The sequence below is a fragment of the Paenibacillus sp. FSL M8-0228 genome, assembly GCF_038007385.1.
Classification (GTDB): domain Bacteria; phylum Bacillota; class Bacilli; order Paenibacillales; family Paenibacillaceae; genus Paenibacillus; species Paenibacillus polymyxa_D.
Map to the genome: position 1 here is coordinate 2,896,070 of NZ_JBBOXA010000001.1, position 18,873 is coordinate 2,914,942.

At 43.0% G+C, this 18,873-nt stretch carries 13 protein-coding genes and 3 pseudogenes; 13 read left to right on the forward strand and 3 right to left on the reverse strand.

Going from position 1 to position 18,873, the window contains the following annotated elements:
- Positions 1 to 42 precede the first annotated feature (42 nt).
- The 6 genes from MKY98_RS12900 (at position 43) to MKY98_RS12925 (ending at position 10,886) form a co-directional block, all read left to right on the forward strand.
- Complete coding sequence (locus MKY98_RS12900) at positions 43 to 4,044, forward strand: GH32 C-terminal domain-containing protein (protein ID WP_069012405.1); 4,002 nt, start codon at positions 43 to 45, stop codon at positions 4,042 to 4,044.
- A gap of 318 nt (positions 4,045 to 4,362) precedes the next feature.
- Positions 4,363 to 5,994, forward strand: a complete 1,632-nt coding sequence (locus MKY98_RS12905) for a tyrosine-type recombinase/integrase (RefSeq protein WP_039274859.1) — start codon at positions 4,363 to 4,365, stop codon at positions 5,992 to 5,994.
- Positions 5,991 to 6,626, forward strand: coding sequence for a hypothetical protein (locus MKY98_RS12910; RefSeq protein WP_069012404.1), 636 nt, complete (start codon positions 5,991 to 5,993; stop codon positions 6,624 to 6,626). The genes MKY98_RS12905 and MKY98_RS12910 overlap by 4 nt, the downstream gene beginning before the upstream one ends.
- On the forward strand, positions 6,547 to 8,040 hold the full coding sequence (locus tag MKY98_RS12915) for a hypothetical protein (RefSeq protein WP_341010938.1): 1,494 nt from the start codon (positions 6,547 to 6,549) through the stop codon (positions 8,038 to 8,040). Before MKY98_RS12910 ends, MKY98_RS12915 begins: the two co-directional genes overlap by 80 nt.
- Positions 8,041 to 8,065: 25 nt before the next feature.
- Positions 8,066 to 10,441 carry a site-specific integrase gene (locus MKY98_RS12920; RefSeq protein WP_069012402.1) on the forward strand — a complete coding sequence of 792 codons (2,376 nt, stop codon included), beginning with the start codon at positions 8,066 to 8,068 and terminating at the stop codon, positions 10,439 to 10,441.
- A 1-nt stretch (position 10,442) separates the two neighbouring features.
- Entirely contained in the window at positions 10,443 to 10,886 is a 444-nt protein-coding gene (locus MKY98_RS12925; protein WP_023988780.1) for a hypothetical protein, read from the forward strand.
- Here the strand turns inward: MKY98_RS12925 and MKY98_RS12930 are convergent.
- Positions 10,886 to 11,219: pseudogene (locus MKY98_RS12930) on the reverse strand (transposase); the annotation flags it as partial. The gene MKY98_RS12925 and the pseudogene MKY98_RS12930 overlap by 1 nt on opposite strands.
- A 139-nt stretch (positions 11,220 to 11,358) precedes the next feature.
- Here MKY98_RS12930 and MKY98_RS12935 point away from each other — a divergent pair.
- Complete coding sequence (locus tag MKY98_RS12935) at positions 11,359 to 11,829, forward strand: Wadjet anti-phage system protein JetD domain-containing protein (RefSeq protein ID WP_023988778.1); 471 nt, start codon at positions 11,359 to 11,361, stop codon at positions 11,827 to 11,829.
- Positions 11,830 to 12,325: 496 nt separating this feature from the next.
- On the opposite strand, the gene MKY98_RS12940 is transcribed toward MKY98_RS12935, so the two are convergent.
- The gene (locus MKY98_RS12940; protein ID WP_069012401.1) at positions 12,326 to 12,688 is read right to left on the reverse strand and encodes a helix-turn-helix domain-containing protein; all 363 of its coding nucleotides are present in this window, start codon (positions 12,686 to 12,688) and stop codon (positions 12,326 to 12,328) included.
- Positions 12,689 to 12,830: 142 nt separating this feature from the next.
- Between MKY98_RS12940 and MKY98_RS12945 the strand changes: the two genes are divergently transcribed.
- The 3 genes and pseudogenes from MKY98_RS12945 (at position 12,831) to MKY98_RS12955 (ending at position 14,177) form a co-directional block, all read left to right on the forward strand.
- Positions 12,831 to 13,085: a hypothetical protein gene (locus MKY98_RS12945; protein WP_081317608.1), complete on the forward strand. Its 255-nt coding sequence runs from the start codon at positions 12,831 to 12,833 to the stop codon at positions 13,083 to 13,085.
- Between the two features lie 39 nt (positions 13,086 to 13,124).
- Positions 13,125 to 13,823, forward strand: a pseudogene (locus tag MKY98_RS12950) (DGQHR domain-containing protein); the annotation flags it as partial.
- Positions 13,824 to 13,841: 18 nt separating this feature from the next.
- Positions 13,842 to 14,177, forward strand: coding sequence for a hypothetical protein (locus MKY98_RS12955; RefSeq protein WP_069012400.1), 336 nt, complete (start codon positions 13,842 to 13,844; stop codon positions 14,175 to 14,177).
- A gap of 285 nt (positions 14,178 to 14,462) precedes the next feature.
- Here the strand turns inward: MKY98_RS12955 and MKY98_RS12960 are convergent, their stop codons facing one another.
- Entirely contained in the window at positions 14,463 to 15,350 is an 888-nt protein-coding gene (locus MKY98_RS12960) for a TetR/AcrR family transcriptional regulator (RefSeq protein ID WP_208332719.1), read from the reverse strand.
- Between the two features lie 126 nt (positions 15,351 to 15,476).
- On the opposite strand from MKY98_RS12960, the gene MKY98_RS12965 reads away from it, so the two are divergent.
- From MKY98_RS12965 to MKY98_RS12975, 3 genes and pseudogenes are all read left to right on the forward strand, one after another.
- On the forward strand, positions 15,477 to 16,049 hold the full coding sequence (locus MKY98_RS12965; protein WP_025723565.1) for a hydrolase: 573 nt from the start codon (positions 15,477 to 15,479) through the stop codon (positions 16,047 to 16,049).
- A gap of 105 nt (positions 16,050 to 16,154) precedes the next feature.
- Positions 16,155 to 17,591 (forward strand): annotated as a pseudogene (locus MKY98_RS12970) (MFS transporter).
- Between the two features lie 533 nt (positions 17,592 to 18,124).
- Entirely contained in the window at positions 18,125 to 18,793 is a 669-nt protein-coding gene (locus MKY98_RS12975; protein ID WP_069012547.1) for an aminotransferase class III-fold pyridoxal phosphate-dependent enzyme, read from the forward strand.
- The last annotated feature ends 80 nt before the right edge of the window (positions 18,794 to 18,873 follow it).

Consider the following 18,873-nt stretch of genomic DNA (forward strand, 5'->3'; position numbering starts at 1 on the left):
TCGATGTTCGCAAGTATAACAAGTTTCGAAGGAGGCTCGAGAATGAGGAAAGTCAAAAGAGGAAAATGTTGGATATCGGGAATGGTTATATGGGCTATGGTGCTCCAGCTTGTTGTTCCGGGAATCTCTGTCGCGTCCGAAAATAGAACTGTTGCTGGAGAAACGCTCATTCCTAAGAATGATGTGAAATCATCGGTTACGGATGCGATTTATCAAATCAAGAATATTCCTAAGAATGACATGGGATTGTCAGTTACAGATTCAGTCTATCAAATCCGGAATCCTGGATTTGAAACAGGAGATTTGACGGGATGGACCGTTATCAAAGGCGATGCGTTCGGTCCGAATAGCGTAACCGACGAAACGACTTGGTGGGCAGAAAAAATACCGTATAACCAGGAAGGAGCTTATCATTTAAACGGCTGGAAGTATGACGAATCTGCGACAGGTGTACTTCGTTCCAGCACTTTCGAGCTGGGCGGAAGCGGCTGGATCAGCTTCAAGCTTGGCGGTGCAAAGAACCCAGACAAGGTATTTATAAATATTGTGGAAGTCGATACGGGACAAGTTATTGCCCGATACGGAAATAGCGCATTCGCCGACGTTGGCTTCCCGGATCCTGCGCAGGGCATGCGGCTTGCCAATATGGTGCAATACAAGGCGGATCTTTCCACACAATTGGGCAAGAAACTGTATGTGGAGGTCGTCGATAATGCAACCTCGGATTGGGGAGTCATTTTTGCGGACGCATTCTCCATGTACCATGAGTCGGAGCCAGCTGAAGGAATTGTTGCGACGGATATCAAGCCGGATTTCAAGCGCTATGAAATCGATAATCCAAGCTTTGAAACCGGAAATCTCGATGGCTGGACGGTTGAGGAAGATGCTTTTGAAGTGACTGATGAAGCTCATGCGAGCAAAGAAGGGAACTTTTATGCCAAATCCTCCCTGCAAGGAAAGGGCTCCATCACTTCTAATACTTTCACGCTTCAGGGAACCGGAACAATTAATTTTACTGTTTTGGATATCCTCAAACCGGAAAATGCATATGTTGCACTTTTCGATGCGAACAGCAACACATTGCTTATGAAAACCGGGAATGTCAGCGCGAACGAGAAAATCTTATGGAAAGTGCAAGAACACTACAACAAGAAGCTCTATGTAAAGGTTGTCGATCATTCCAATGAAGCCAGCATTGCCGTTGATAGTTTCCAAGCAAGTGGTAGGGGGACTATTTTCTACTTAAACCTTGATGAAGGCGCAGGAAAGAAAGCGTTGGAGAAAGTACACGATCTTAAGCACGATGTGAACTATGTATTTAACAACGCCAGGTATATGGCGTCGAAGGATCCGAGATGGACTCCGCGCGGAATAAAAGGCGGCGCCTTATTGTTCGATGGATACTCGAATTATATTGAGGTCAATGCAAACGATACTGTGCCTATAAGCGACGCGTTAACCATCGAAGCTTGGGTTGCACCGCGTAGCTATGAGTGGGGAGACGGAAACAAGCTGTCTGCGATCGTAAACCAATCCGACCAGGATAAAGCGGAAGGCTTTTCTCTTGGTATGTATCGGCACGGTACATGGTCGATGCAAGTAGGCATAAGCGGTCAGTGGATTCAGGTATGGGTAAAGGATCACCCGTTGGAAAAATACAAGTGGAATTATGTGGCCGCTACTTTCAGTAAAGAAGATGGAAAAATTAAGTTATATCTAAACGGTGAGGAAGTGGCTTCCCAAGTAACCCCCCTCAACGTTCCGATCACACCATCTACCGAAAGCCTGATCATCGGGAAAAATAATAAACCTGTAGAGTTAGCAGGGGTGTTCTCCTTCAATATGTTCAGCGGACTCCTAGATGAAGTGAAGCTGCATAATAAAGCCCTTACGAACCAGGAGATACTTGCTGGATATGAGAGCGTGAAGGCGCTTCATGGAGGTGCAATTCCGAAAATTCCAAATGCGGACATTGATGAGGATCCAAGTGTGTTTGGCGGAGATCAGCACCGACCCCAGTACCACGCGATGCCTCCGCAAAACTGGATGAATGAAGCACATGCACCGATTTACTATAACGGCAAATACCATTTATTTTATCAACATAACCCGCAAGGTCCATTCTGGCATCAAATCCACTGGGGGCATTGGGTGAGTGACGATATGGTGAACTGGGAAAATGTAAGACCTGCTCTTGCGCCCGAAGCGGGCACCCTAGATCCGGACGGCACGTGGTCAGGCAGTGCAGCGTATGATCGAAACGGCAATCCTGTTCTGTTCTATACCGCTGGCAACGACTCCTTGTCGCCGAACCAAAGAACAGGGTTGGCAACTCCGGCGGATTTGTCCGATCCCTATTTGGAAAAATGGGTGAAATATCCTAAACCGGTAACGGAGCAGAACGGAAAAGGCATCCACAACGAGTTCCGCGATCCGTTTGTATGGTACGACAAAGAGGTGGACAAGTGGTATCAGTTAGTGACATCTGGTCTTCCAGACTTCAGCAGCGGCACAGCTTTGGTGTATGTATCCGATGATATGTACAATTGGGAATATAAGGGGCCGCTATACGTTAGTGACAGAAGCCGTTATCCAGAGTTGGGTACGGTATGGGAGCTACCAGTGTTATTGCCGTTAGGCACGGATAGTACGGGCAAGCAAAAATATATTTTCATGATTAATCCCCATGAAAAGCCGGAGCATGTTCCTCCAGCGAACGATGTGCAAAGAGATGTTGAGGTCTTTTACTGGATCGGGACTTGGGACCGGGATAACTTTAAATTTATTCCTGATCAGGAGGCACCCTCCAAAATGGATGTAGGTGACGGCTATTTAACCGCAGAGAGCGGTCTGGTCACACCTGACGGAAGAACGGTCGTATTCTCCATGGTGCAAAATGTAAGAACACCGCAAGCCGAATATCAATCCGGATGGGCTCATAATTTATCTTTGCCGGTTTCCCTAAGCCTCGATAACCATGATAAATTGCATATCGAACCGATTAAAGAACTGCAGAGCCTTCGAGGGAAAAAATGGGTTGATTTTTCGGACAAAAATTTGGAAAGCGCCAATCAATTGATCCAAAATGTCAAAGGCGACATGCTAGAGATTGTGATGGAGATTGATCCGCGTGAGGCCCAGAAATTCGGTCTCAAGGTACGCCGCTCGGAAAAAGGCCAAGAAGAGACGCTCATTTACTACGACAAGAAGAACGGGACGTTTAATGTGGATCGAACCAAGAGCAGCATTGATCCAGATGTGCGTGTGGACGGCATTCAAGGAGGATATGTAGATCTTAAAGGAGAGAACTTGAAACTCCATATCTTTCTCGATCGCTCGGTCATTGAAGCCTTTGCAAATTACAAGAAGAAGCTGACAACACGTGTCTATGTAGGCAGATACGACTCCTTAGGCTTACAGATCTGGGCCGATGGCGATATCAATATCAAATCCATGCAAGTATGGGATATGAATGCCTTAACGGGTAAACCGGCTGCTCCGGTCTATGTACCCGATAAGTGGGATAATTCTGTGTATAAGGATATTACAGAGCTGCCTAACCATGATTTTGCTACGGGAGACTTAACAGGATGGATGACGGAAGGAGACGCCTTCCAGAATGTCCATGTGACCAATACCCAGTTCTTCTGGGACAACATTTACTTCAACCCGTCGCATAAAATTCCGGGCGGCTACCATTTGTGGGGCTTCAACGAGCAAGCCGGCGGCGATAGCTTAACCGGAGCACTAAGATCTCAAAATTTCGTCCTTGGTGGGAACGGTAAGATCAACTTCCTTATCAGCGGCGGCCGGGATATAGATCGTCTGTATGTTGCGCTGGTTCGGGCGTCGGACGGCAAAGAGTTATTTAAAGAGACAGCGACCAATTATGAAGAATATCAACGTAAGATTTGGGATGCGTCGGATTATATCGGGGAGGAGCTTTATATAAAGGTGGTTGACCACTCCAAAGGCGGGTTTGGACATATTAACGTCGATGATTTTAATGTACCTGTTCAGGTAAAGAAGAAAACTAACAACTGACTCTTGTTAATACAGAATACCCGTGAGTCCTGTAGTCACTCCAAGCAAATCGAATAGTCAAATAGCTTATCATTCGAAATGGCATCGGTATTGTATCTGATTCTGGAATTGAGCTTTTGATAAATGGGAAGTAAATAATGTAAATCTCGAAACCCCTTATCTTATCTATGGATAGGGGGTGAATTATTGTTGTCAGAATGCAACGTATTGTGTAGAATTAAAGAAAATTATGGAAACATAATTGAGGTGGGGGTGGTCCCTCTATACTCAACTTATACAGAGGAATGAATAAAAATGCTTGGGAGAGGGGGGGAGTGTGTGTATAAAGAGCTTCTGAGTATAGCACAGCTAATGGGGGAAACAATGCGATTGGTTGGGTATGCCCGATACTACAAATCCCTTAACATTGATGGTTTACATTACATACATCAAGTAGAAGGTACCCAAGTGATCGCTATTGTTAAACCAAATCATAGTACTCATCATGAAGCTACAACATTTTTAATGAATCTATTATTAACGGAAAAGCTAAAAATGAATACGGTTACAGGGCATGCCCAGAATCTGAAAAAGTTCTTGGATTACATGATGTTCTGGAGGCTAGAGGAAGATTTTGAACATATCCATAATATCGAAGTAAAAGCAGGTGGACCGTATCCTATTGAAGTAATATTACTGGGATTTGCGGATTACCTTCGATGTATTCCAAAAGGTTACAAGCCATTTGAAGATTTAAAGGTGGCGACTCACGGGATTCATTGGTCTATGTTAAAGAATATCCCCCTTAACAAACATGCAATGGCAGAAGGGAAGCTATCAACCGTAATTCGAAGCAGTCATAACGATTTAAAGAAAACCAACTGGTGTGAGTACCCGTCTGGTGCACTTGCTCCGATCATCTATACTGCATGTGCATATCTGAAGTTCTTGCGTGATAGAACAACAAGATTTAAATACCTGCCATTAGAGCAGGTTCCGAGAAAAGAAATAAGAGATAATCATTCATTAATAGCGGGTACTGCGGGTAGTAGGGTGCGGATAGTGTTTGATGTGGAAAATATTGCTCGAGATTCCGGTACTGCAGGACCTGGAGGAGGGAAGAGCAGGCAAGCCTCTCCCATTAACCACGACAAGGTCTTTAGTGAGACCGAAGCAGACATGTTCTTTGAATTGATCGATCCGTATGAAAATGCTTTGGATCTTCTTCTCTTTGCGATATTGCGTTACTTTGGATTACGCCCTGGTGAAGCAGCTGAGATTCGAATTGAGCCGTCAACAATTCCTTCCAACTTAAACGTGTATCATACAGCAAGAGAGGAATTAACCGAGTCTCTTTCCGGGAACTTGCAGTTTGTAAAAGAACGCGGGTTGCGGGGGAATTGGGTCATTGATACGGGATGGAAAACGAAGGCTTCCTGCAGGGACGTGGCGTTGATAACTCACAAAACAATTGATCCATTTAGCAGGAAAAATATCCGATTTCCAACACAAGAGGAGTTCACTGATCTTCTGTATTGGGCACTTCTTCAGCGGCGGGAACTTTTGTCTTATTACACAAGTGAAGATCATGGCTATCTATTTGTATCAGAGTCAAACAATTCAAAAGGGAAGCCATTAAGTAAGAAAGGCGTTTACAGTAAGTATAATAATTTGGCTGATGACTTATTTCAACGAACTGGGGGAAGCGTAGACCTACGTTCCTACTATCCACACACCTTCCGACACTTATTCGCGACATCACTTCTCCTAAGATATCGCAGACCAATCGAAGAGATCAGCAAGTGGTTGGGGCATTCTTCTGTCGTGATTACGCGCGATACATATATTCATTGGATACCTGAGTCAAATAATGACACAGAAAAAGGTAAAGTAGATCATTTAGGGAGGGTATTTATGCGACAGGCGGAGATCTCAGAGGGAATCCACGCGCATGAGGAGGACTCGGAATGACACTAGAATGGACTCCATTATCGGAATTTCGCAAATTTTTAAAAAACACGCTGCGTTTGAATCATGTGAATCAAGTATTTTCTTCTATAAAAAATCCCGTCCTTCAATTATTTACTACATTTCCGGCCCCGGATAACTGGTTAGCTGTACCGCCTGAAGAGAGACCAACCTTTCGGCATCGCGACAGTCGAGACCTATGGTATGTCATTTTCTGGGCTTGGCATACAGGTTTTTGCAAGGGAAATGATGTAGTAGCACAATATCGTCGAAACGACTTGGTTTGTTACCTGTCAACCAGAGGTCGTGTTAATCTGTCGGATTTCCCCGTCAAAATGGGCCTCCTCAAAAATTCAGAAGCAGAACACATCCGCAAAAAAGACTCAAACCGTATAGGTTTGTTCAACAAACTATCTATACACCTTCTAGGTGTTATGAAACCGCTGGGCGATTTCACGGAAGAAGATATAGCGTTAGCGGATGTAATGCGTCCGAACGACAAACGTTATAACGCCAAGTGTTTAAAGGACATTCTTTTTGAGCTTGGATATTCGGATGAACCAGGAAGACGTAGGCAAAGAATACTGTTTGACGATTGCTGTGAGCATCCAAAGTGGGGGGGATATCGCACGTGAGTTTCGCGAGCATTTAAAACGAAGTAATTCGCTAGACTATTATATTCGTAAAGCGGGCAGTGCTTTGCATAAATTTTTCAAATGGCTTGACCAGCACGGGGAGTCGGATGCTTCATCTCTCGAGTATGAAGATTTTCTCGATTTGTTTGATTACATTTCAAAGAATAACGATGGAGAGGAGTTTTCAGCTAAGTATACCGGGAACAATCTTCTACACATAAAGTTATTCTTTGATTGGGGGAAAGGTTCTCATACATTTTTTCCAACATACGTTGACTGGCCCAGTGATTTATATTCTGGAATTCATCGTGAGGCCCAAGAAGAAACATATTCCGGTGATGGCCTCGCTTTTGATGACCCAAACTTCCCGATGCTCATGAAGGAAGCAATTGAAAATTATCATCCCGAAGATGATGTTGAAGTTTTATGTCGCGCTTTTTGGTTAATTATTGCCTCATCACCGGTGCGTAAAACGTATCTGCTCAATCTTCAGGCTGAAGAATGTATGCTGCCATTGCCTAATGCTCCATCAGCGGTAGGATTATACAGCCCATATTCAGGTATTGAGAAAGCTAAACATCGTAACGGCCAATTTCCTATAATTGATTCTGCAGGTCTTAGAGCGGTCGAATTTTTACAGAAAAGATCGAGCGATAAAGCCTTCCGACCGATACGGAACGAAAGAGCGGATGCATCGTATGTGCATCTTTTTCAATTGGAGAAATATCCCTGGATTTTGAATGTAAGACAAATATATAGGTTTTTTGACAAGATAGCAGAATTTATTGGACATGGAGATAAAAAAGGGAAGGCTCATGGTTACAGACACTATCTCATAACTCACATTGCAATCGAAACCGGGAACAGTGAGTTAGCACGACTTGCTGCAGGTCATGAAAATCAAACCATGCTGAATCGATACTTACGAAGTAATCTCTCCCGTCAAGCATTGTTATTTGCTACTATTAAGAAATATCAGGATGGTGAGATTGCGGGACGGTTTATTTGGCGAATCTTCGAAGCACTTGCCAGCGAACAAACTGAGCCTGACGAATTGATAAAAGCTTTGGGATCTGAAGAGCTATCTTTAGATGAATTCTTTGCAAAATTCGGGCTTCCAGCTCCTACAGGTGTAGGAAGATGTTTAATACAGGGGGCTTGCCTTTTTGAGGCAAAGTGTTTTTCCTGTCATCATTTCGCCATACGAAAAAGTGAAGCAGCACAGGCATTTCATACTTTGGCCAGATTAACCAAGGACATGTGGAACATGATGCGAGGCAGTCGGGATTTTACAACCAAAAACGCCAAGGCGGCCGGATTAGCTACGCAAATAGCGTTGCTTGGGGACATGATTCGGCATTTCGGCTATAGTGACGAACAGATTCAAATAGAGGTTATCAGTCGACTAGTCTGAGCTTAGATTGGAAAGAGGTGAAATCGTGTCGCAAATATTAGCTTGGCAATCCCTGAGATTTGGACCCATTACTGTAAGGCGAAAGGGACAATTCGAGAGTAGAGAGCATCTGACAAGATCGGAGTATGAACAATACAGATCGGCAGAGACTTGGGGACGGGTTGAACCTATTTTATCAAGCTCCTTAACGGATTTGGTACAACCCACAATATTTTTCAAGTTACCCGGCACCCAAAGAGATTACGTATTACTGCTTGCCTTTTTACAACGGATCAGTTTGCCTTTAGAGATCGTATTTCCAACCAAGACCGAATTCAATAAATTTCCTTTTCCCGAGTTACCGAATTTTGAGTACTTTGATGCGCTTTACGATAAATACTATCCGGTATTGTATCCGATGGATAGCGAAAAACAACTACAAAAGGCAAAGAAAAGGATTCCTTTGCTTCGAACTGTAGTTTGCTTATGGTTCGCAGGTTACGCCCTTAAGGAAGGGTTAGAGGGTAATCATATTATTACTTCCTCTGTATTAGCAAAAGCAAGTAAGATCGCTAAATATCATAGAAGTAGTTTAACCCTCCTAGGTAAGATGTTAGCTAAAGAAACAGATTCCTTGATTGAAAATAAACCGGTCATACCTTGCGATGAAGCGGAAAGAAGTGTCTGGATAGCCGCGGGAATATATCCAACCCAAACGCCGTTTGAGGAGAGTCTCTATACCTTTGCATTTTCTTACTTGAGGCAACGTGTGAATGATTCAATAACTGATGATTATTACGACGATGAAGGAAATTTACTTTTCAGATACGGTAAAAAAACTATCAGCATAAATTATTGGAAAGCGATAGTCAAGTACATCCGGTATTTTGCAATCAAATGTCGATCAAAAGGTCTTACTGACATAAGCGAGAATTCAATATCAGAAGTATACACAGAGATTTTTGGCCAGATGAAGGGACAAGAAGATAAGACGTTTTTCCGAGTGGCGCTTCGACATTGGCTTAGGTGGCTTATAAGAACTACAAATGCTTCATACAACATAGAACGGATTATGCCAAGACCTAGACGTGTTATGTCAAAAGATCATGGACGAGTATTTAGTATGTCCAAAGCTTATATTCTTGTGCAGACCTTAATGAACGATCAAACTCCTTTAATTAACGAGAACATTCTGATGGACTTTCGTCATAGGCGGGCTTGCCTGTTGATGTTATCAACTGCAGCAAGGCCTCATGAAATAGTTAATTTGCTTCAGAATGCTTTATTTATAGATTCGCAGGATAATTCCTGGATTCGTTTTCACAAAACCAAGACCATTCGCAATCAACCCGATCGAAACGGCTATGAATGGGTTCATCACGCTCTAGTGAAGAGCGATGCTGCAAGATGGTTTAACGAATTGATTCATTTTGCCCCATCAGAACCTATATTTTTTCCAAGAGAGTGGGGTGGGGATGGCCTTACGGAACTTCGTTTACTGGCTTCAAAACATAATGATGGCCCTATACGAACTAGCGGACTGTATAATTTTTTAACTCGCATTCAATCGAAGTTATGGCCTGAACTTAGGAAGCCATATTTCACACCCCATAATCTAAGAGCGCTCCATCTTACTTATCGGCGTATCTTAGGAGACAATGATGAGCTACTAGAGAGGCAGGCCGGACATAGTCATCCTTCCTCAAAAAAGCCTTATACGGAAACAATGCCTGCAGAAGAAGTTGCAAAGTTTGGTCATCTACTTCAAAAAGGCGTTTGGAGAAAGAAACCGGAAGGGGAGGATGCTGATAAGACAGAAGGGGCTGGAATTTCGTCTACTGAATATGTAGCCATTGATGAGATAACCGAAATTTCATCTAAGTTTGAGGTCACGCCTCAAAAGCTAGATGAAGCATATAAATTAACCCAGAAAATTATAGAGGAATCACCACGTTTCCAAGGTAAATTTATTGATTTGGAAGATGAGTTACACGAGGTTAACGTAGGTGGTTATACGCATAATTGTAATGCACATGTCTTGCTAAACTGTGGTCATACACCCGGGCATTGTAGAGCATGTGATGATTATAGTCCTGATGAGGGTACAGAAGATGCGCACAAGGCCGACATATTTCGTGAAATGTTGCATTATTACTATTGTCTCGATGCAGAGAAAAATTTCAAGTCCACAGGACAACGAAAAATGGTTTTTCAGAAGGCTGAGGATATAAAGGAACGGTTGAACAAAACAGAAAGAAGTCTCTGGGTAAATAAATTTAAAATGCCGCCAAATGAGGCGAAAAAACTGCATTCATTGCTCTTTAAGAAAGCAAAGGCATACTTTCGTGAACAGTCTAAAGAGAAGCCTAATCCAACTAATGCAGAAGTGCTTTGTTATATTTTAAGTGGGGAGGTAAAGTAAATTGGCTCGTCCGGTTTCTTTCAGTAGCAGCGACTTGGCATGGGAATGTGCACAAGTAAAAAGAAAGCTTTTAAATGATGTCAAAAAGGGGCGATTATCGCGTCTTTCAAAATCAGATGTGTACGATATGATTGCAAAACGCCCGCGAATCAGATTGAAAAGCTCGCGAATGTTGTGGACGGGTTCCTATAAGGAATATTTGGAAAAATGGTTCACCAAATTGAATGAGGAAATACAATTAATCCTAGACTCGGCCTCTGAAGGAGAACCAACGATTACAAGTCCTGAGATTGTAGCCCAGGAGCACCGGGAATTGCAAGCCAAGGTTACTCATTTAACACAGCTTATAAGTACGTATAAAGATGCTTTGGACGAATTACGCATAGAGAACGGACAGTACCGAGAATTAATCAGCCAGCGTTTCGGAGATATTGACTTATTCTAATGATCCTGAATGTCCCGTGTACTGATACCCTTCGCATACATATGTGCTCCTCAATGCCGGTCACATTCGTTTGATTTTTCTTCACGACTACAGGTTCAAATTCTACATCACCGTATTCGGAGGTTACGGTTTTCTTACTGTTGTAGCCGTCGCGGCTGTTTCTCGTTTGTTTGTTTTTACATCATGTTTCTCATAACCGGGATGCGTATCCAGTTCGGCTTCTAATGCTTCTTGAAGTACATCTGCAAATAATTCCTTTAATGTCCATTGAATATCTTCTGCCGATTGAAAATTATGCTCTTTTACGAATTGACGTAATTCTTGTTTTGACAATAATCCGCTTCAGGTCACCATGTGCTTATTCCTCCAACTTTGATCTAGTAGTCAGTATTGACAAATTTATCTCAGTTGAAGTAAAGATTATGTCCAAACTAAATTGTTACTTCAAGCCTTGTACGGAATTGAATTACAAATGGGTGAATCTCTCCCGGAGCGACTATTCTTTGGTGTGACGGTTCACTCGCAATTAATGAAAGCAGGCCGCGTGATAGATTTGAGGGCTGAACGCATTCTTATCATTGGAAATAAAACTGTATTTCATGAATATATCCAATCGTTATCGAGAATTGGTAATTTGTTAGAGAAGAAGATCATTGTTGTTTATCTTGGAGGTTTTCCAGGACCGGATAAACGATTTTTTCTTCGGCAAATCCAAGATAAATTTGATAAAAATGGTCTTCAGATTGAAGTTCAGTTTTGGGGCGACATCGATTGGGGAGGGTTCCAAATATTCCGGCATTTGCAAAAATCAGTGTTTCCACAACTACGACCCTATCGTATGGATAAGACTACTTTCCATCAGCATTTGGATTGGGCAGAAACCTTCACTGCAGATTATCAAGTCAAATTGGAGCAGCTACTGGAAAACACGGATAATTCCTAGTTTCACGGATTAATTCGAGAGATGTTGTGTACGGGCAAGCGTTTAGAGCAAGAAGCTATATTATTATAAACTGTATTTCAGCCACTGGTTGTTGCCGAATTCTATAAGATTCGTGGTAATACTTTGTATTGACAGTGTATTTCACAATAGCCGCGACTTTTGCGGCTTTTTTCATTTATTGTTATTAGTTGTTTTCTTGGACTGGGACAAAAATCAAAATTGAGCCTTCTATTTTTACCATAAAAATGCAAGTAAATCCGTAACTGGCCGATCAAGGAAACAAGGTTGTTACCAGGTTGGTGTAGAGCAAGGTAACGTCTGGGTATCTTGGCGGCTTATTTAAATGGGGGATGAAGAGCCAGTTGCAGACTACATTCTCAGTTCCCGGCTACAGCAAGCGATCAAAGCGTGATCGTGTGCTGACACCGGCGGTAAGCTTGTCCCTAGACACCAACAATAAACAGCACGCGATTCTCCAAGACCATGACATCTTCTTTTATTTATTCTTTGTACCCCCGGTTGTTTCAAAAATGTCATTTGTAATCCGATAAATCATGCTGATTTCCTCTAAGCTTTTTTGAATTAGCAGTTCCTGAAGCAGTTGAATGACGGTCATTTTATTTGAACGTATGCTGTCTAGTTGAATATTCTCCAATCTTAGTAACTCCAGCATCGTCACATCCAAAGCCCTCGTTAATTTATCCAATGTCTCTAAAGAAACGTTCACTTCTCCACGCTCGATTTCGCCGATATAGGATTGTGACATATCTACTTTTTCGCCAAGTTGCTCCTGTGACAATGATCTCGCTCTTCTGATTTCGCGGATTTTATAACCAATAATTGTCTTCAGTTCAGACATGTTACTCGCCTCCAATATTAGGTTAGGCAAGAACACCAAAAACTAACATACTGTTATAACATCTGAAATATTGATTTTAATAACTAAAACATCTATATTTAGGGTATAATTTAATTTAAGTGGTAAGGAGCTAAGTTAAAATATGAATGTTTTACCGACACAGTCAGTCATCGAAAATGTTCTGCAGTATAAAATGCGCGGTAAGGTAGCATACCTAGGTCATGTAACGGCTTCAGTTGCTGTTAATTTAACATATGTCAAGCCGTATAATGATCCATCTGGGAAAGGATATCAGAGACCAGTAGATCCCAAACGGTGCCACGATTTTTCGCTTTATTTATCAAAAGGGGACGATGCTTTATTTACTCCCGTTCTACTCAATGCCAATTCACAATGAGAATTTGTAGCGTATGATAAATTTAGATCTTCGTATGGAAGATTAATTTGCAAAGGTAAAGCATCTTTAATGGACGGCCAACATCGCTTGGGTGGGATAACAAAGTACATTAAAGAAACCAATTCTGAGCTTAATGTGCCATTTCTAGCATTTCATTGCTTAGACGAAGACGAAGAAATTCGTTTGTTTGATGTCATCAATACGAAAGCAAAAGGAATTGGTTCGTCTTTAAGTCGATTTCTGCGCAGAGATTCAGATGAGCTAAGTTGGGTCGCTACCGAATTAATGGTTCAGAATAGTAGCCCCTTTTTTAGTATTGGGAGTATAATCGGGAAACGAAATAAAGATAGGCATATCACGCTCCAAAACTTATATAAGACGCTTCATTATCTGACAAAAGAACCGCGAATTGCTTCTTTATCCAAAGAAGAAAAACTATCTTTATCTTTGAGTTATTTTGATTCTATTAGACAAACATTTGAAAACGAATGGAGCAATTACAAGGACTATCGACTGACACATATCGTTTGTTTGGATGCTTTGTCGATCGCAGGATCTGGAATATTGGATAGGGCAGTACACAATCAAAATAAGCGGTTCGACTACGCCTTAATAGAAAAAGCCGTAAAAAAATTAAAGAGAGTGGACTGGTCGATGAATGGCCCGCTGAAATATCTTAAAGGGCTCCCAGGATCAAGGAGTTTAGCAGAAGAACTTAAGGAACAAATGCTAAAATAATTTGATAGAGGTGTATACATGTCTGGGACGAATAGGAGAGTTGAGTCGCTAGTCATAGTAGATCCAGAGGGGAATCTCCAGCCATTTCATTTTATTGACCATTATAGAGAGAATGACCAATTTTATTGTATTTTACGTCACTATAACGAAATTAAAATTTTCAAGTTGGTTGAAAAAGATGGAGAGTCTGTTTTGTTTATGGCACCATTGTGCGATGATGATTCAACCGTTGTGCCAACTGAATATAAAATTGCCGGCATCAGTTTTGATGCATTAACAACAGATAGTCAATTGTCCTGTAAATTCCAAGTATCACAAAATGGAAAATCAATAAATATACAGGAATATTTATAAAAATAGATGTTTTTCTAGGATTGTCAGCAGGTTCAATGGTTGGGGGACTGATCGTAAACCATTATTCTGTCACGACAAATTCCTGGGTTGGCGGACTGATTGTTATTTTAGCTATCATATCAGCAATCTTCTCCTTAATAACAAAAAGCAAAGGAATTGACCGTTACATCTTAGGAAAATAATAATTGGAACTAACCACACCTAATGAGCCAAACAATAGAGCGACGGTCGGTGTCAGTAAGTGCATAACCGTCGCCCTGAATCTGTGCTGGACTTCGAATCGTTCTAAATACCCGAATAAATAATATTCCTCAACTGGATGACCAGACTTTTGAGCTCTTTCTCTCTTTCCAAATAATAGAGCGAAGCTTGCAGCAACGGGAGATTCGGTTCCGCTTTTCTAACCTCCGTCTGGATAAAATGGCAAAGCTCACTCAGCTCCGAACGATGCTTGGCGCTGGACGAAAGAATGTTAAGGGCCGAATCCATCTCCCGGAACAGTTCGGTAAGGATCTGCTCTTTCTCCCCTTGGCGGTTCCCGAGCCCCCAGTTTAAATACCTCTCGAACGAAGCTTGTTTCAGCAGAGGCTTCGGATCGGAAGCCATCATATGCTTAACGAGCACGTTGAGCTTGTCAAAAATAAACTTTGCCGTTTCCTCGAGCGATAACGACTTTTCTTCATAAACAATCCAAAATAGATACTCCTTCAGAATCGCTCGATAGATGGAAACCAAATCCCACAGATACGGATGGATTTCTTCGCCGTACACATGCAGCAAACACTCACTATGCCATCGGATGAGCCGCCCTCTAACCTTGTGTCTAAGGGGGTGGAACTTGGGATCCTGTTGGATAGGGAGCTCCGTAAATTCGACCAGAATATGCTTGTATTCTATAAAATAACGGAATCGAAGAATGATCTGCTGTATAAACTGCTCTTCCGGCGAGAGTCCAGGAAGGCGCGTCAGCTCATCGACTTGATCAAAATAGTCGTTATGGCATTGATCAAACACCTCGCTGAATAGGTCTTCCTTGGAAGGGAAAAATTTATAGACGGATCCTTTGGCAATACCGCAATCCTCGGCAATATCCTGTATCGTCGTTAAAAGAAAACCCCGTTCCTTAAAAAGCCTCGTCGCCGATTTTAAAACCTCTTCCCTTGTCACACTCATAAACAATGTCTCCCCACTTGACTATTTTTGAATCATAGTACAAAATATAAGACATCAAGTCAAATGACCAAATGTTTAATATTTTAAACTTCAGGTCAAATCCAAAGGGTGAGGAGAACATATAGAATGGAAAAATTATTGGATCCGCAAAAAACAGCGTTAGTTGTCATTGATTTGCAAAAATGGCTTGGTAATCAATACGCCCCTTATTCCGCCGAGCAGGTAGTATCTAACGCTGCCGCCTTGGCAGATGCTTTCCGTGAGCAAGGCTCAATGGTTGCCCTGGTCCGGGTATCTAGCAAAGATCTGAAGGATATCCCGAGACCGAAGTTGGATTCGCCTGCACCACCACTGAATCTGCCTGAAGGATGGGATCAAATCGTCCCGGAAATGCGGGTCGCCGAAACAGACCACATCATTACTAAAAAGCAATGGGGAGCTTTTTACGGAACGGAGCTCGACCTGCAGTTGCGTCGCCGGGGAATCGACACCATCGTCTTATGCGGCATCGCTACCGGGCTTGGCGTGGATACGACCGCGCGGGAAGCGTTTATGAATGGGTATCAGCTGATTTTGGCGATCGATGCCATGACCGGGTTTTCTCAAGCCGAGCACGATCACGTGAAAAATTTTATTTTTCCACGCATCGGGCGTGTTCGGACAACACAGGAAATCATTTCTGCCTTTGCTGAAGTTTGAACCCAAAGGAGATGTGCCCTTGGATTTATCAGGTTCCAGGGGTCGTTTTTTTATTTCAGGAGGTTGGTCTCTATGACCCAAAAGAGAAGTCCCAAGTCCGACAGGATGTACCCCTGGTATGTCTTATCTGTAACCAGTCTCGGAGCGTTCCTGGTTCTGGTCAATATCGGAACGCTTAATGTCGCATTGCCGGAATTAAGCCAGCAATTTCATGCGAATGCGGCAGCTTCCAGCTGGATTTTACTTTCCTATATGCTGGTAAACACTATCCTGATTTTAATCTTCGGACAAATTTCGGATATTTTCGGAAGAAGCCGAATGTATTTAATAGGAATGGCCATCTTTACCGTATCCAGTTTACTACTCGGTTATGCTTTTAATGTAGAGGTACTAATCCTTCTTCGGATCGTACAGGCTGCCGGAGGAGCGCTCGTAGTGACGAACACAACACCGCTGATTACCGATGCGTTTCCCCAATCGCAGCTGGGCACCGGTCTCGGTCTGAATTTATTGTCCGCTTCCGTCGCGCAGGTGCTTGGCCCGGTCGTCGGCGGCGTGGTCACGACCGCCTGAGGCTGGAGGTGGGTGTTCTGGTCTAATGTTCCCTTCGGGATCATTGCTCTCATCTGGGGGCTCTGGATTCTAAGGGTGAAGCCCCTAGCGCAGCTCCATAAAAAAGTGGACGGATATGGAGGCATCATGATCTTTGTCGCTTTAGCGGGTCTAATCATTGCTTTATCCAAGGGGGGAGAACTGGGCTGGGGAGACAAGCAGGTGATCGGAGGTTTTGCGATATTCGCTATATTTACTACTATATTTTTATGGCATGAGCATCGTTCAGCATCACCTCTACTAGATTTAAGCCTTTTTGAAAGCTGGACGTTCAGTATGGGGAACATCGCTACATTCTTTAATTCTTTTGCCCGTACGGCGGTTGCTCTGCTCTTCGCTCTCTATTACCAATTTGCCTTCCACCAAAACGCGCTTAATGCCGGTCTAAGGATCCTTCCAATTACGATAGGGATGTTGGTCATTTCTCCGATTGCTGGCATGTTGACTAAGAAGGCGGCCATTCGAGTTCTGGCCTCACTTGGAATTCTTATTTCTATAGCAGGACTACTACTACTCCTATTCGTGGTCGGTGGAAATTTCTCTTACGGGGTCACCGCTTGCGGCATGTTGTTAATCGGGGTCGGGACCGGTTTATTCCTTACCCCCAATACGACGGAGATCATGTCAAGCGTTCCGGAGCAAAGCCGCGGGGTGGCGAATGGACTGCGGTCCATGCTATATAACTTGGGTCAAGTGCTGAGTACGGCTCTTTCTTTAACCATCGTCGGCGCAGCGCTGCCAGCCCACCTGAAGAACGTGCTGTATTCCGGAAAGAACAATGTGATTTCTGCCGTTGATTTTGCTTTCGTCATTCACGGTTACCGCTGGGTCATCATCGCACTAATAGGGACTTCTCTACTCGCTCTTGCTGCCTCGTGGTTCCGTCCGCAACAGAAAAAAGCTTACGAAAGCTCTTCAGCGGCCTCTTGACTTTGACGCATTGATGCCGCGTCAATCCGTCCGATCCTCATCGATCGGTCCTGCGGCTGCCGCCATAACCCCAGCGCGTCCGGTAAGCCCAAACTTCTGGAGCTAGCGATATATATCCGGCGGGTAGTGGAGCGTTGACGATAATATTGCTTACCAACCTGTAACTAAAGAAGTTTTTATTAGAAGGATACCTTTTTACTTCTACAAACCCGATACACGCTCAAAAAATGTAGGTGGCTTCCTTGCTATAATACGTTGCTCTCATTTTAAGATTTCCAGCCTGATAAAAATTTCAAGTAAAGTAGAACTTATGACCTATTGGAATTATTTTCATATTACTGTATTATCATTGAGTGTAAACATGATCGATCAGGACTTTTTAAAAGAACACATAAAGGATAAATACGGATACGAAAGACTCATCACTTATTTCTCAAGACATGAAGTAATTGGGGAAGAAATTTTTCCGTATCTTGGTACTGCCATTCACTAAACGGACTGGTATATTTGCGTTTATGGGAGGATTTCACGGAATGTCGCTGGGGAGTCTGGCTGTTACCAGCAACATTCAGAAAAGATCTTCCTCCGGCATAGCATTATCCGATGTTACCTTTTTCCCATACTCCGAGAGTCCAATTGACTCATTCGATACTATTGAATACATGGAAGCCGTTCTAAACGACGGTCACTCGGGAATCGAAAAACCGGCGGCTATTATATTTGAAACCATTCAGGCGGAAGGCGGCGTAAATATAGCTTCACCCGAATGGATGCTCAGGCTGAGGGAACTTAGCGACAGACACGGTATTCTACTGATTTGCGATGACATTCAGGTTGGCTGCGGACGCACCGGACCGTTCTTTTCATTTGAACGTGCCGGGATGATCCCTGATATTGTACTGCTTTCCAAGTCAATCAGCGGGTATGGCCTTCCCATGTCTATTCTGCTGATGAAACCGGAACTTGATGTCTGGAAGCCTGGTGAGCATAACGGTACGTTCCGGGGAAACCAGCTTGCTTTCATTGGAGCTACAGCTGCGTTGGAATATTGGGAAATGAATAATTTGGAACAGTCTGTGAAATATAAGGAAGCATTTGTAAGAGAATATTTAACCAAGCAGATTTTGTCATTACATAAGGGCCTGACCATTCGGGGTGCAGGTTTGATTTGGGGTATTGATTTTTTCCAATGTGGAGGATGAGCGAATCACGCAAAAAGTAGTAGAGGAATGTTACCAAAACGGTTTAATCATCGAAAGCGCAGGAAGAAAAGACAGTGTTA